The following is a 14,302-nucleotide window of genomic DNA, read 5'->3' as shown; positions in this document are numbered from 1 at the left end:
CAATGCAAAGATGTAGCGGACGCCGGAAAGGAGTCGGTTATTAACTGTTTACAGTCAGATGAAAGCATTTGTAGCCGTTTGCAAACGGAAAATACCGGCCTGTTAGCTCAGCTGGCGAATTTTGTTATATTGCAGTTCATGAATTATATGCACACTGGCCGGACCAAGCCATTCCGGCCTAAAGAAATAGAGATGAAAAATTGCGAGGAATGCGGTAAACCCCTGATAGGCAGGGTGGACAAGAAGTTTTGTTCCGACATGTGCCGGAACAGTTTCAACAACAGGCTGAATTCGGATGCCCACAACATTGTGCGGAATATCAATAACAAGCTCCGAAAAAATCGCCGGATTCTGGAAGAACTTTGCCCGGATGATAAATCGAAGACGACGAAGCAGATCTTGTTGTCGAAAGGTTTCGACTTTAACTTCATTACCAATGTCCGACCGACGCTCAAAGGAAGCATTTACCACTTCGTGTACAACTATGGCTACCTGGAACTGGACAATGATTTTTATCTAATCGTAAGGGATAAACGATTGGAGAAATAGATATTTTTGCAGGAATTCAAACTACCACCGATGAAAAAAGTAAGCCTCAGCGATTCCGGCCCGAAGGTTTCGGAAGCAATTTATGGTTTCTGGAGATGGACCGACGAAGGCGCTGTTACCACTACACAAATCGAGAAAACGGTCAATCTCTGCCTCGACCTGGGCATCAATACATTTGATCATGCTGACGTTTACGGCGACCATACGATTGAAGAGCATTTCGGCAAGATCATCGCCAACAAATCCTTTAAGCGCGAAGACATCGTACTGTTCAGCAAATGCGGGATCAGAATGTCGCAGGATAAATACCTGACCTACTACGATAACTCACGTGAGCACATTATCAACAGCATTAACGGTTCGCTCAAAAGGCTCAAAACCGATTATCTGGACATTTTCCTGCTGCACCAGAGCGACTTGCTAGCGGACCCGGAAGAGACGGCCATGGCATTAGCGGAAGTTGTAACTTCCGGTAAGGCCAAGCACATCGGCGTTGCGAACTTTACGGTTTTCCAGCACCAGTTGCTTGCTTCCTACCTCCGCATTCCGATCGTCACCAACCATATCGAGCTCAATCTGATGAACACGACGGCCATCGAGGACGGTCGCATTGATTTCATCAAACAGAGTTTCAGCAAACCGCTCGCGTGGGCTCCGCTTGCCGGAGGAAAAATCCTGAATGGAACCGACGACAAAGCAGTGCGGCTGAGAGCCAAGCTGGACGAGATCGGTAAAAAATACGACGCCAATATTGAGCAAACGGCCGTCGCATGGCTCATGAAACTGGGCACTTTGCCCATTATCGGATCACTTTCGGAAGCTCGTATCCGCAATGGCGCCAGTGCCTCGGACATCAAACTGACGCGAGAGGACTGGTACGAAATCTACCAGGTTGTCGGGAAATAAAAACGATGGCGTATTGTCATGAGAGGCAATACGCCATTGCCATTATTCCTTCAACTGCTTGGCATCCAGCTTTCTGATAATTTCTTTTTTATTGAAAAGCAGTCGCCATACGGCGAAAGTTGTGTCCTGCGAAGCCATGCATTTCCTGCAAATGACACTCTCCGATGACAGCGGGGCATTGTAAACGAGCAATGTGTCGTTCAGTTGCTGCAAATTGTCCCCGGCCTGCGCGTTACTTTTGGCACTGTAAACGTATGCGTCCAAAATCTCACGCTCCTTCGCATGCAAATCGGCACGTTTGAGGTCCTTTGTGCCGAGCAATTCCACTTTAACCCCATATTCTTTTTCTAACGCGCCCACGACCGGAATACCACTCAGGTCCGCACAATGCGCCAGGCCGGCGTCGGGATTCTTTTCCAGTTCGCTTCTCAAAGCCTTTTCTGCAATTTGGGCTATTTTTTTACCCCATTCATCGGCAGACGACACAAGCTGCACATTCGTAACCCGCTTGATTTGTGAAGCCTTGATCTCCCTGTTCAGCTCTTTGGTGTTTTCGATGCGGCCGCTTTTAAAGTCACAGCCGGTCAAAATCCCCACCAGCGCCGCCATACATATGATTCTTTTCATTGTCCCAAATGTTAATATGATCCATCAAACGGTTTCAACTACGCGTGCCCCAGCCTCTTGAAACCATTCATTTAGCTAAAATGCGTATCTTTGTGCCCCGAATGCGTCGTGCCAAAGATATTCAATAAAGATGATCGATAAATTAGAAGCTATAAAAGAACGGTTTGAAGAGGTTTCTCAACAAATCATCCAACCGGAAGTTGTATCCGATTCTACGCGTTATTCCAAGATCAGTAAAGAGTATAAAGACCTTGGCAGGATTGTGGAGCAATATGCGCTTTACCAGAAGTTGCAGAAGGACATCGCCGGTACAAAAGAACTTATAGCGACTGAAAAAGACGAAGATCTGCGCGAAATGGCTAAGGAAGAGCTCGACGACCTGCTTCCGAAGCTGGAAGAGCTTGAACAGAACATCAAAGAACTGCTCATTCCGAAGGACCCGAACGACAGCCGCAACATTATCCTGGAAATCCGGGGCGGCACCGGCGGCGACGAAGCGGCCATATTCGCCGGCGACCTGTTCAGAATGTACCAGCGGTTTATTGAAAAAATGGGCTGGCGGTCATCCGTCATGGACTATACCGAAGGCACCAATGGTGGCTATAAAGAGATTATCTGCAAGGTAGAGGGCGAGGATGTGTACGGTAAAATGAAGTTCGAATCGGGCGTGCACCGTGTGCAGCGCGTACCTGCCACCGAATCTCAGGGCCGCATTCACACATCTGCTGCGTCGGTGGCCGTGTTGCCGGAGGCAGAGGAGGTGGATGTGCAGATCAATATGAACGATGTGCGGATTGATACTTTCCAATCGTCAGGTGCGGGAGGACAATCGGTTAACACTACTTATTCCGCGGTACGTTTGACCCACATTCCTTCCGGACTCGTGGTAAGCTGCCAGGATGAGCGTTCGCAGCTCAAAAACAAGGACCGCGCATTGAGCGTACTACGTTCACGTCTGTACGAAATCGAGCTGAAAAAGCACAACGACGCAATTTCTTCACAACGCAAATCGATGGTAGGAAGCGGCGACCGCTCCGACAAAATCCGGACATACAACTACCCGCAAAGCCGCATTACCGACCACCGCATCGGCTACACGGTATACAACCTCCCGGCCGTCATGGAAGGCGATATAGCCGACCTTATTGAAAAACTGCGTATCGCAGAAAACGCCGAAAGAATGCAGGAAGGCGAAGCGGTGTAGGTCACTTTGCCGGATACAATTCCTTGTAAGTCTTTGCCTTAAAAGTCTCGAAATCTTGCTTTTTGTGGAAATCTTCGCCGAAAAAGGTGATGATCTGGTGAAATTCCTTTGCTTTCAGGTATCCTGCTAGGGGTTGGATCATGTTGAAGTGGTCGTCCAGGAAAACGGTGGTAGGATAGCTGGGCTGGTTGTTGGTTAATGCCAACGCAATTTCGTTGATGCCGCGGCCACCCTGGGCGAGGTATTTGAACTCCTTGTCGCCTAATTTGATCGTCCCTTTTTGCTCTGCATCGAGCTTCACAGCATAATATTTTTTATTGATATAGTCGGTAACGGCCTTATCCTTGAACGTCTCGCGGTCCATCACCTTGCACCAGCCGCACCAGTCCGTGTAAACGTCGACCAGCACTTTGCGGGGTTCTTTCTGAATTTTTGCATAGGCTTCATCAATTGTGAGCCACTGGATTCCGTCAGCGGGCTTATTCGTGTCCGCTTTGAAGCCGGTGAGAGCAACAAGCATTGCCGAAAATAGGATCAGCGAAGACAGCAATCTTTTCATAGCTTTTTCTGTATTTCTTTTTTTAACAAACCTGAAACACAATTTATTACCGGCCAGGCAACCTTAAAACGAAAAACAATCCAAATATAACATCCAACACGCAAACCAGCACTTTGGAATGGCATTTCCCGTAAAGGTGAGCCACCCGCTTTCGGGTTGTGGAAGTTCAGCAAGCCGCTTTAAGCATTTTTGGTTTTAGCAAATGAAACCAGTACCCCGCCCGCGATGATGAGGATCATGCCCGTGAGCATTGAGATGGTAGGAATGGCTTCGCCCATGAAAAAGCCGATCAATACGGAAAAAAGGATATTGGAATATCCCACCGCGGCAACGCGCCCCGCTTTGTCGTGGGTGAATGACTGGGTTAGCATCCTCTGGCCCAGCAACGCCGCAAGCCCCAATGCGAGAAAACCCAGCCACTGAATCGCATTTTCCGGCCATTTGAATGTTCCGATCAGAAAATCCAGGTGTTCCATTGGATAGTAAGTGCCTACCAGCATCGACAAAATCGGCATTACAATGCCGCTGAGCATGAAAGAAAGGATGATCGCCCGCGTGTCGTACACCACACCGAGCTGGCGGATCGAGAGGTAGGAAATGGCGGTCAGCAATGCATTGCCCAGGCCAAGTGCATTGTCCCGCAGCGACGAGGAAAGGTCGGGCCGGAACACGAACAAAATTCCCGTGAAGCCCACGAAAATCGCCAGCCATTCCTTTGAATTGAGGGTTTCACCAATGAGTAGCCATGACAAAAGCGCCAGAAAAATCGGGTAAGTGTATTGGTACGTGGAGGCGCGTCCGAGGCCGAGTGTCTGGATCGCGTAGAAAAGCATGTAAAGCGACAATGTGCCTACCACGCCCCTGAAAATCAGCAAGCCGAGCTTCCCGCCTTCTTGCCGGAGCGGCCTGCGCCGGATGCTGCTGAGGATGAAAACCACGCCGACGATATTCCGGAAAAACACCAGCTGCACAATGTGAAATTCCCTGCCAAGCCATTTGGAAATCGCAGAGGTAAGCGAAAAGAAAAATGCAGCTCCCAGCATCAGGTAGACGCCTTTCAGGGAGGTTCTGGTCGGAAAATGTTCAGCAGGTGTGGCCAAAAGCAATCGGAATTTGCGGCAAAGATAGCGGTTATGGAACACAACGGAAAGTCGGCGGAAATGCCTAACTTTGCACCCGCTTGGCGCTATAAGCTGCTTCTAATCAAGAAACAACAGATCGCCGCCAATCATTACGACTGAGCGTGTTTACCGACCGGAGATTTTTAATTTGTTTGATCCTGCTCGCTTGCCGTGCATTAGCTTGGCCGGTTTACGCGCAGACGGATTCCGTGGCGCTGGAACCGGTTGTAATCAAGGGTTTTGTGCCGGAGAAATTCATGAGCGGTCTCAAAATCCAGCGCATCGACTCCGTTCCGCTTGCCCAATTGCGTTTTCAGAACATCGGCGACATATTGTCGGCGTACACCCCCATTGCTTTCAGGAATTACGGACCGGGGCAGCTGAGCACAGCGTCGTTCCGCGGCACGTCCGCCAACCACACGGCAGTTCTCTGGAACGGGCTGAACATCAATGCACCTACCCTTGGACAAACGGACTTTTCGACTATCCCAGTGGCTGGTTTCGACCAGCTTTCGGTCCAGTATGGCTCGGCAGCGAGCATTGTGGGCTCCGATGCCGTAGGCGGAAGCATTTTGCTGGAAAGTAATTCGTCGGTCAGCCCCTTTCAGATTTCGGCGGGCAGGCAGAGGGAAAGCTTTGACAATCACCAAACCCAGGCCGATGCCCGGTATGCATGGTCGTTGAGCAATCGGTGGACGTTTTCCGGAAAAACCGGGATTTACAACAGCAGGATGAACAATAATTATCCGAAACCGACCCGAAGGACCTACGCGCTGCTGCCTACCGAAACTTTTCAGAAAGGCATTGTGCAGGATTTGTTCCTGCGCTCGCGAAGCGATCAGGAGATCTCGGCACATATATGGCTTACAGACAACAAATTAGTCCTTACGCCCGATGACTTGCAAGGTCGTGAAATGACCCGCACCACGGCTTATCGCACCATAGTCCGCTACCGGATGCGGACGCTCACCTTACGTTCAGCCTGGGTACGCGATATTATCGATTATGCCAAAGGCGACATTTCCCGTCCCGACCATTCGGTAACCGACAAGTTTGCTTCGAGAGTTGAAAAAGACTTTACGCTAAATATAGGCGAAAATGCAAATCCTGTTTACCTTAAAACAGGTGGCGAATGGACGCACTACCGCTCGCGCGTGCCGGGCTACTTTCGAATGCCCGTAATCGAAAACCGGACGGATTTTTTCCTGCTCACCCGCTGGCAACCCACCTCCCGGCTCACGACTTCGATAAACCTCCGGCAGGGGCTTGTTACTGGTTTCAATCCGCCATTCACGCCGTCCATTGGGATGGAATACAGCCTGGTTCAAAAAACGCATTACCATCTTGCATTGAAAGGCTCCTATGGCCGCAGCTACCGTGTGCCGACGCTGAACGAACGCTACTGGAAAGATCTTGGCAATCCTGATGTAAGGCCAGAAACCGGATGGAATAAGGAAGCTGGCCTGGAACAAACATTTAAAGCTGCTTTGGGCGGCACGCTGCGCACCTCCGCCACTTTTTACCATAACCGCATCAAAGAGTGGACTTATTGGAATCCGTCGCGCGGCTACCGGGTCGAAAACCTGCAACAAGTGCTCGCCCGTGGGATTGAGCTGCAAATGAACTATCAGCGGCAAAACGGATTCTGGAAAACCGGGATCGATGCGGGTTATGCATTCAACAGAAGTAGTCAGGAGAAGGCTTATGATAATTATTCGCAGGACATTGTGGGTAAGCAACTGGTATTTGTGCCAGAGCATACGGCCAATGCAAATGCATTTGTACAATACAAGTCCACGAAGCTCACCGGGCAGTTGCAGGCAGCGAGCAAGCGTTATACCACATTCGACAATTCGCAATTCCTGGATGGTTACGGGCTTGTGAACCTGCTGGCCGAGACAAGTTTTGCGGTACAGAAATGCAGGTTCCTCGTGCAGGGACAAATCCGCAATGTTACCGACACGTTTTATTTAAATGTCAGAAATAATGCGATGCCGGGAAGAAGTTTTGCATTAAGTTTAACTTTTAGTTACGATTCTCAATAAATCAATGAAAATGAAAAAACAGTTAGCCAGTTCATTAGCAATAGCTTTTTCAACCCTCGCGGTTTGGTCCTGTAACCAAAGCGACCCGGCTCCGAAGGGCGATTATGTGCGTGGTGTTTTTGTGGTGAACGAGGGTAATTTCTCCCAGAATAATGGTGCCATTTCCTATTTTGCACGGGAAAGCAATACGGCTACCGCCGATATTTTCGCCGCGGCTAACGGAACAGCCCTGAAAGGCGGCGTACAGGATTATACCGCAGCCGAAGAACAAGGCATTATCCTCGTCGATAACATGTCTGCCGGCCAGGACAAAGTACAGTTCGTGCAGCGCTACACGTTCAAAGATGAGGGCACGATCGGTGCACCGGACATCGAAAATCCGCGTGAAGTGGTGATCGTGGGCAGAAAAGCCTATGTGTCGTGCTGGGGCAGCAATGCGGATTATCAGTACACCACCGGCTACATCGCTGTGATTGATCTGACTACCAAAAAAGTGACCAAAAAAATCGATATTGCAAAGGGGCCTGAAGACCTCGTATACAACGCCGGAAAGCTGTTTGTGGGCACTACTACATTCACCAACGGAAACATCCTGACGGTGATCAACACCAATACCGACCAGGTGGCTCAATCCATTCCGATGGAAGGTGTAGTGACGCCGATCGGGATCGACGCGAACGGGAAATTGTGGATCAGTGCAGGCATTAAAGCGCAGCGCCTCAACCCCGAATCACTCGCTGTGGAAGCCACACTGGCCATCGGCAGCGATGCCGCGAAGGTTCCGGGATCATTTACGATGAGCTCCGACTTGAAGACTATTTACTTCGTGCTGACCACTTTCGATGCCAACTTCAATGCTTCTGGTCAGACCTACAAGTTCGGAATCGCCGATTCGCAGGTAGATGTGAGCAAGCCGTTCATCAACCGCTATTTCACCGGCCTGACGATCGACCCGTCGCAAGGATTGCTTTACGCGGCCGTAACGCCTTCGCTGACGCAATCGGGTTATGCGGTGCGCTACCGCGGAGATGGCAATGTGGTCGATTCGATTAAAGTGGGCGTTGGACCGACCGGCTTCTTCTTCCAATAGCACAAAAAAAGTCTCCCGAATCCGGGAGACTTTCCATTTTTTTATCCTTGCCCTTTATTTAAAGAACCCTTGCGGATCGGGCATTTTAGCTTTCAGCAACTCTACAAAATCGAGGTTCAGCTGATTGAAATCGAGCGTGCGGCCTTTGTGCAAATGCTCCCACGACTTATCGAGCTCATTGAGATTGTAATGCAGCAGCGCCAGGTTATATTGCCCGAGCGCATAAGTAGAATCGATGGAAACAGCATGTTTTAGCAGCTCCGACGCCTCGTCCAACTCCTCTTTCCGGCTGGTGATCGCGTACAGTTTCAACTCTACAGTCGATAAATCCACCAGCAGCGCCACATTGTCGCCTTGTAAACTTACGCCTTTACTCAGCATTCTTTTCGCGTCCACCCAGTTTTCGCGCTGATACGATACGACGCCCAGCCCCCAGTAGGCTTCCACGTTCTTGTCGTTCAGGAGTTGGGCAAGGTTGAAGCGGTAGCAGGCGGTATCCAGCGATCCTTCCTGCAAATATTCCCATGCGCGGGTTGCGAAAAAGCTGCTGGCTTCCGCGCGGCTGGAAAACGATTTGTCACATTCACTGAGGAATTTGATCTCTTCGTCGATCTGCTCCGATGTCTTACTCACTTCCCCGAAGAGCGGGAGAACGCGCCTTTCCTTTAAATCAAGGGACTTTTTGTGCGCTACGTTTGTATCTGTGCTTGGCCCCGCGCTTGCCAGATGCGTGTTTTGAGCCAGGCTCATTACAGGTATCAAAAGGGCAAGCCAAATTACAACAGATTGTTTCATAATTGACTTTAATAGAAGAACAGGTTTCTATTGTCCAAGTTAAACGCTTTTATTGAAATTGTATTGTATTACCTGCGTTTACTTCTTCCGCCTCCGCCCTTGCGGCCCTTACCGGTATTTCCCGTTCCCTTCCTGGCTGGCGGATAGCCGTGTTTTTTCTCGTGAAATGCTCCTTTGAATGTCGGATCTTCCTTGCGCCGCTGGTTATCGATCTCGCGCAGCATATCCTGCCGCTCCTGGAATGGCGTTTCGGCAATGTACACGTCATCCGGAAACTCGGCCCTCGGGATTTCCATACGGATCATTGCCTCGATCTTGCGGATATGGTATTCGTCGGCGATGGTCATGAAGGTAATCGCATTGCCCACATTATTCGCCCGGCCGGTCCGGCCGATGCGGTGCACATAATCTTCGTAAATCAGCGGGACATCGAAATTGACGACGTGGCTCACTTCTGTAATGTCGATGCCCCTCGCCACCACGTCGGTAGCCACCATCACCCGGACATTCCCCTCACGGAACGCCTCCATGGCATTGATGCGGGTATTCTGGCCTTTGTTTGCATGGATTACGCGCAATTCGGCTTCCGGGACTACGCGGTTAAGTAGGTTCTGGTGCACCAGGCCCGCCACCTCGCGGCTGCGTGTGAATACAAGCACACGCGTGAGGGCTTCTTTATCTTCCAATAAATAGGATAGCAAATTAATCTTCGTGCGGAAATTGGGCACCTCGTAAAGTACTTGGGTCACCATTTCGGCAGCGGTAGCCTGCGGAGTGACCTCGATGCGTGTCGGAAATTCAAGGAACTCGTAGGAAAGGTTTTCCACTTTGCCTGAGAACGTGGCCGAAAAAAGCATATTCTGCCGCTTACGCGGAATTACTTCGAGCAGCTTGCGGATCTGCGGCATAAAACCCATATCCATCATTTTATCGGCCTCGTCGAGCACCATGACATTTAAATGCTTCACGACGATTTCTTCCTGGAAATACAGATCCATAAACCGTCCCGGCGTAGCCACGATAATGTCTACGCCCTTGCGGATCGCTTCGATCTGCGTTTTGGGACCAACGCCGCCGTAGAGCACCACGGTGCGGATGTCGGTGTATTTGCTGAGTTGTGCGATGGCCTCGGAAATTTGCATCGCGAGCTCGCGGGTTGGTGCCAGAATCAACGCCCGGGGATGCTGTCCCTGGGCGTATTTGATGCGCATTAATAATGGTAATGTATAAGCCGCGGTCTTCCCGGTGCCGGTTTGCGCGATGCCCAGAATGTCCTGCCCGGCCAGCGCCACGGGAATTGCCTGCTCCTGAATGGGGGTTGGTTCGGTGTAACCTGCTTCTTCAATCGCATTGAGCAATTGTCGGTTGAGCTTAAACTGCTCGAATGTATTTTGCGTCTCTTGCATGACGCAAAGGTACGAAATCTAAAACGCTAGCCGGTTATCAGCCCTTCACAACGTCGTCGACGAGCTCCGCCGAGCCGATGTAAAGCGGTGAACGCTGGTGAAACGACTGCGGAACGATGTCGAGAATGCTGCCAAAGCCATCGCTGGCCTTACCGCCCGATTTTTCAGCAATAAATGCCAGCGGGTAGCACTCATAAAGCAGCCTGAGCTTGCCTTTCGGGTCCTTTTTGGTAGATGGATAAAGGTAAATGCCGCCTTTGAGCATATTCCGGTGAAAATCGCCGACGAGCGAACCAATGTATCTCGCGCTGAAATTCCGCGACTTGCATTGTGCTACATATTGCTGCACAAACGGCGGATAGCTGTGGTAATGCCCCTCGTTCACGGAGTAAATCTTTCCCTCGGCTGGCGTACCAATGTTTTTGTGGGATAAAATGAATTCTCCCAGCGACTGATCGAACGTAAACCCGTTCACGCCATCGCCCGTCGAATACACGAGCATCGTGGAGGAGCCATATAATATGTACCCCGCAGCCACCTGCTTCCGGCCGCCTTGCAGGAAATCTTCCATCGACGCCGGGCCGTTAATGGGCGTCACGCGCCGGTAAATGGAGAAGATGGAGCCGATCGATACATTCACGTCGATGTTCGAGGAGCCGTCGAGGGGGTCCATGGCCACTACGTATTTGCCGTGGTCGTTGCCTGTGTGTATAATGTCTTCCTCCTCTTCCGAAAGAATGGCGCACACTTCCCCGCCGTTTTTCAGGGCGCGGATGAAACGTACATTAGCGACGATGTCGAGTTTTTGCTGGTCTTCCCCCTGCACATTTTCCGTGCCGTTGCCGCCCGCAACGTCGATCAGTCCGGCGCGGTTGATCTCCCGGTTGATAATCTTACCCGCGAGCGCAATGTCACGAAGCAGCTGCGACAATTCGCCGGTCGCATAAGGGAATGCACTTTGGCTGTGCATGATAAACCGGTCGAGTGTGACGCCTACCGGCACCACCAGATCCTGAACTGTTTTCGTCGCCATATTCAATTGGATGTCATGAGATTGGCGGGAAATTTACGCCCGGATTTTTCCTATTTCCAAACAGTTTGAGCTAATAATATTTTTTAAAAATGAATATGATTTTAGCTCCATTAATTCATTGATAAATCCTAAGGGTGAACTATTTACCCGGTCGTCGCGTTGCACTTTTTAAATGTCGGATCGACATTAAATGGTAGTCACGCATACTAAAAAAGCACAAGGCGGCTAAGCCCTGTGCTTCGAGTAATGCAGTATTAATATTGTTTACAAACCGGTAGTTGTAACGCTTATTTTAATCTTGCTAATGCCTCGGTCAACGTCGCGATCTTCGCTTCGGCGTCGGCCTGCTTGGCCCTTTCCTTTTCGACGATATCGCCTTTTGCATTGGCTACAAAACGCTCATTCGAGAGTTTTTTCATCACCGAATCCAGGAAGCCTTTCGTGTATTCCAATTCGCGGAGGAGGTTTTCGCGTTCCGCTTCCACATCCAGCTCATCGGCCAGGTTCACGAAAAACTCGTCCGACTTCACGCGGAAGGAGGTTCCTTCCGCTTCACCCGATACATAACTAATGCCTTCTACATTCGCCAGCTTTTCGATCAGCGGCGTCAATGCATTGTAGCGCTCGTTCGAATCGGTACGAATTGCGAGCGGCAATGCCGTTTTCGGACTGATGCCTTTCGAATTACGCAGGTTACGGATAGACGAAACCAGTTCAAAAAGTATATCAAAATCATTCAGCAGCGACTGATCAAATTCCGCGGCTTGCGGGAAATGCGCTATGCAAATGGACTCCTTTTCGCCCCTTTCAATAATATTCTGCCAGATTTCCTCGGAAATAAACGGCATGAATGGATGCAGCAAACGCATCTGGCGATCGAAGAAATCGAGCGTCGAGTCGTAAGTCGAGAGATCGATCGGTTGTTCGAAGCCGGGTTTGATCATTTCAAGATACTGCGCGCAGAAATCGTCCCAGATCAGCTTGTACACCGAATTCAATGCATCCGAAATGCGGAATTTCGAGAAGTGGTCCTGTACTTCTGCTAATGTCTGGTTCAGTTTACTTTCAAACCATTGGACCGCCAGTTTCGAACCTTCCGGAACCGGCAGCTCACTGTCTACGGTCCAGCCTTTTACCAAACGGAATGCATTCCAGATTTTATTACCAAAATTCCGTCCCTGCTCGATCAGCTTCTCGTCGTAAGGCAAGTCGTTACCCGCCTGCGAGCTGAAAAGCATCCCGGTACGAATGCTATCCGCACCATATTTTTCGATCAGGTCGATCGGATCGGGCGAGTTACCCAGCGATTTCGACATTTTGCGGCCTTGCTTATCGCGCACAATACCCGTCAGGTACACGTTCTTAAACGGGTACTGGCCGCGGTATTCATAACCCGCGATGATCATCCGCGCCACCCAGAAGAAGAGAATTTCCGGAGCAGTAACGAGGTCATTGGTCGGGTAATAATAGTTAACCTCCTCATTATCAGGCTCTTTAATGCCATTAAAAACCGAAATCGGCCAGAGCCAGGATGAAAACCAGGTATCCAGCACGTCGGGGTCCTGGGTAATGTCCTCTTCGGTCAATGCAAAAAGCTGGTATTCGTGCTGCGCTTTCCGCAACGCCTCGCGCTTGGACTTCGCGACGATCATCGTGCCGTCGTTGAGATAGTAAGCCGGAATGCGGTGGCCCCACCACAGCTGGCGGCTGATATTCCAGTCGCGCACATTCTCCATCCAGTGGCGGTAGGTATTTTTAAATTTCGCAGGGATCAGTTGCACGGTATCGTTCATCACATTGTCGAATGCCGGCTTGCTGATTTTTTCCATTCTCAAAAACCACTGCTCCGAAAGCCGCGGCTCGATCACGGAGTCCGTCCGCTCCGAATGCCCTACATTCGACCGGTATTCCTCCACTTTCACGAGGTTACCCGATTCTTCGAGGAGCTTGATGATCTTCTTCCGGGCCACGAAACGTTCTTCGCCCACGAGAATCTGCGCCTTGTCGTTTAACGTACCATCCTCATTGAGCAGGTCGATAATGGGCAGGTTATGGCGTTTGCCAAGCTCGTAGTCATTGGTATCATGCGCCGGCGTCACTTTCAGACAGCCCGTTCCGAATTCCATTTCCACATAATCATCCGCGATAATCGGAATCGCCCGATTGATCAATGGAATGAGCACTTTTTTACCAATCAAATGCTGGTAACGCTCGTCTGCAGGGTTTACACAAATCGCTACGTCGGCCATAATCGTCTCCGGCCGGGTAGTTGCAATAGTCACCCCTTCCTCCATTCTCCCTTCTCCATCCTCTCCAACAAGCGGATACCGAAGATACACCAGCTTCTGGTTCACCTCCTTCATGATCACCTCCTCGTCCGACACCGTCGTGCGCGCCTGCGGGTCCCAGTTTACCATGCGGTGGCCGCGGTAGATTTCTCCTTTATTATAGAGGTCGATAAAAACGTCGATCACCGAATCGTACAAATCCGGCTCCATTGTGAAGCGCGTGCGGTCCCAGTCGCAGGATGCGCCGAGCTTACGAAGTTGTTTCAGGATAATGCCGCCGTATTTGTGCGTCCATTCCCAGCAATATTCGAGGAATTCGTCGCGCGTGAGGTCGCGCTTATTAATGCCGCGCTCTTTGAGCATCGCCACCACTTTGGCTTCGGTGGCAATGGAAGCGTGGTCGGTGCCGGGCACCCAGCAGGCTTCTTTGCCTTCCATCCGAGCCTTACGGATCAGGATGTCCTGAATGGTATTATTGAGCATATGCCCCATGTGCAGCACGCCGGTGACGTTCGGCGGCGGGATCACGATGGTGTAAGGTTCTTTATCCGGATTGGGTTTCGACTGAAAGAACTTGTTCTCGATCCAGTAGGAGTACCATTTATCCTCTATCTCCTGAGGGGCATAAGTTTTGGAAATCATTGCGTGCTAAAAATTTACCGTAACTGTCGGTTAGTCA

General features: G+C 50.4%; 12 protein-coding genes. 5 read left to right on the top strand and 7 right to left on the bottom strand.

Annotated elements, in window-relative coordinates:
• The first annotated feature begins 192 nt into the window (after positions 1 to 192).
• Together DFER_RS20435 and DFER_RS20430 are read left to right on the top strand one after the other, a co-directional pair.
• Complete coding sequence (locus tag DFER_RS20435) at positions 193 to 549, top strand: hypothetical protein (RefSeq protein WP_015813553.1); 357 nt, start codon at positions 193 to 195, stop codon at positions 547 to 549.
• 30 nt (positions 550 to 579) lie between these two features.
• Entirely contained in the window at positions 580 to 1,455 is an 876-nt protein-coding gene (locus tag DFER_RS20430; protein ID WP_015813552.1) for an aldo/keto reductase, read from the top strand.
• A 42-nt stretch (positions 1,456 to 1,497) separates the two neighbouring features.
• Here DFER_RS20430 and DFER_RS20425 read toward each other — a convergent pair whose 3' ends face one another.
• Positions 1,498 to 2,082 carry a hypothetical protein gene (locus tag DFER_RS20425; protein ID WP_143828776.1) on the bottom strand — a complete coding sequence of 195 codons (585 nt, stop codon included), beginning with the start codon at positions 2,080 to 2,082 and terminating at the stop codon, positions 1,498 to 1,500.
• Between the two features lie 130 nt (positions 2,083 to 2,212).
• Here DFER_RS20425 and prfA point away from each other — a divergent pair, with 130 nt between their 5' ends.
• Entirely contained in the window at positions 2,213 to 3,286 is a 1,074-nt protein-coding gene (prfA, locus tag DFER_RS20420; RefSeq protein WP_015813550.1) for a peptide chain release factor 1, read from the top strand.
• A gap of 1 nt (position 3,287) precedes the next feature.
• Here prfA and DFER_RS20415 read toward each other — a convergent pair whose 3' ends face one another.
• Together DFER_RS20415 and DFER_RS20410 are read right to left on the bottom strand one after the other, a co-directional pair.
• A complete protein-coding gene (locus tag DFER_RS20415; RefSeq protein ID WP_015813549.1) occupies positions 3,288 to 3,845 on the bottom strand; it encodes a thioredoxin family protein in 558 nt (185 codons plus the stop codon).
• A 179-nt stretch (positions 3,846 to 4,024) separates the two neighbouring features.
• A complete protein-coding gene (locus DFER_RS20410; protein WP_143828775.1) occupies positions 4,025 to 4,945 on the bottom strand; it encodes a DMT family transporter in 921 nt (306 codons plus the stop codon).
• A gap of 173 nt (positions 4,946 to 5,118) precedes the next feature.
• On the opposite strand from DFER_RS20410, the gene DFER_RS20405 reads away from it, so the two are divergent.
• Positions 5,119 to 7,011: a TonB-dependent receptor plug domain-containing protein gene (locus DFER_RS20405; protein ID WP_015813546.1), complete on the top strand. Its 1,893-nt coding sequence runs from the start codon at positions 5,119 to 5,121 to the stop codon at positions 7,009 to 7,011.
• A 10-nt stretch (positions 7,012 to 7,021) separates the two neighbouring features.
• Complete coding sequence (locus DFER_RS20400; RefSeq protein WP_041736552.1) at positions 7,022 to 8,101, top strand: YncE family protein; 1,080 nt, start codon at positions 7,022 to 7,024, stop codon at positions 8,099 to 8,101.
• 54 nt (positions 8,102 to 8,155) lie between these two features.
• On the opposite strand, the gene DFER_RS20395 is transcribed toward DFER_RS20400, so the two are convergent.
• From DFER_RS20395 to DFER_RS20380, 4 genes are all read right to left on the bottom strand, one after another.
• Positions 8,156 to 8,734 (bottom strand): tetratricopeptide repeat protein, encoded by a 579-nt coding sequence (locus DFER_RS20395; protein WP_229206067.1) that lies wholly within the window; start codon positions 8,732 to 8,734, stop codon positions 8,156 to 8,158.
• A gap of 230 nt (positions 8,735 to 8,964) precedes the next feature.
• Positions 8,965 to 10,302: a DEAD/DEAH box helicase gene (locus DFER_RS20390; protein WP_015813543.1), complete on the bottom strand. Its 1,338-nt coding sequence runs from the start codon at positions 10,300 to 10,302 to the stop codon at positions 8,965 to 8,967.
• Positions 10,303 to 10,339: 37 nt separating this feature from the next.
• Positions 10,340 to 11,335, bottom strand: coding sequence for a class 1 fructose-bisphosphatase (fbp, locus tag DFER_RS20385; RefSeq protein ID WP_015813542.1), 996 nt, complete (start codon positions 11,333 to 11,335; stop codon positions 10,340 to 10,342).
• A 287-nt stretch (positions 11,336 to 11,622) separates the two neighbouring features.
• Positions 11,623 to 14,265, bottom strand: a complete 2,643-nt coding sequence (locus DFER_RS20380; protein ID WP_015813541.1) for a valine--tRNA ligase — start codon at positions 14,263 to 14,265, stop codon at positions 11,623 to 11,625.
• Positions 14,266 to 14,302: the final 37 nt, after the last annotated feature.

The organism is Dyadobacter fermentans DSM 18053, from assembly GCF_000023125.1.
GTDB lineage: Bacteria > Bacteroidota > Bacteroidia > Cytophagales > Spirosomataceae > Dyadobacter > Dyadobacter fermentans.
The sequence above is the reverse complement of the archived record's forward strand: the minus strand, read 5'-3'. Positions and strand labels throughout refer to the sequence as shown.

Excerpts from the sequence above, each read along its gene's own strand:
- DFER_RS20435 (WP_015813553.1), top strand. The coding sequence starts at position 193 with ATGAAAAATTGCGAGGAATGCGGTAAACCCCTGATAGGCAGGGTGGAC.
- DFER_RS20430 (WP_015813552.1), top strand. The coding sequence starts at position 580 with ATGAAAAAAGTAAGCCTCAGCGATTCCGGCCCGAAGGTTTCGGAAGCA.
- DFER_RS20425 (WP_143828776.1), bottom strand. The coding sequence starts at position 2,082 with ATGAAAAGAATCATATGTATGGCGGCGCTGGTGGGGATTTTGACCGGC.
- prfA (WP_015813550.1), top strand. The coding sequence starts at position 2,213 with ATGATCGATAAATTAGAAGCTATAAAAGAACGGTTTGAAGAGGTTTCT.
- DFER_RS20415 (WP_015813549.1), bottom strand. The coding sequence starts at position 3,845 with ATGAAAAGATTGCTGTCTTCGCTGATCCTATTTTCGGCAATGCTTGTT.
- DFER_RS20400 (WP_041736552.1), top strand. The coding sequence starts at position 7,022 with ATGAAAAAACAGTTAGCCAGTTCATTAGCAATAGCTTTTTCAACCCTC.
- DFER_RS20390 (WP_015813543.1), bottom strand. The coding sequence starts at position 10,302 with ATGCAAGAGACGCAAAATACATTCGAGCAGTTTAAGCTCAACCGACAA.
- fbp (WP_015813542.1), bottom strand. The coding sequence starts at position 11,335 with ATGGCGACGAAAACAGTTCAGGATCTGGTGGTGCCGGTAGGCGTCACA.
- DFER_RS20380 (WP_015813541.1), bottom strand. The coding sequence starts at position 14,265 with ATGATTTCCAAAACTTATGCCCCTCAGGAGATAGAGGATAAATGGTAC.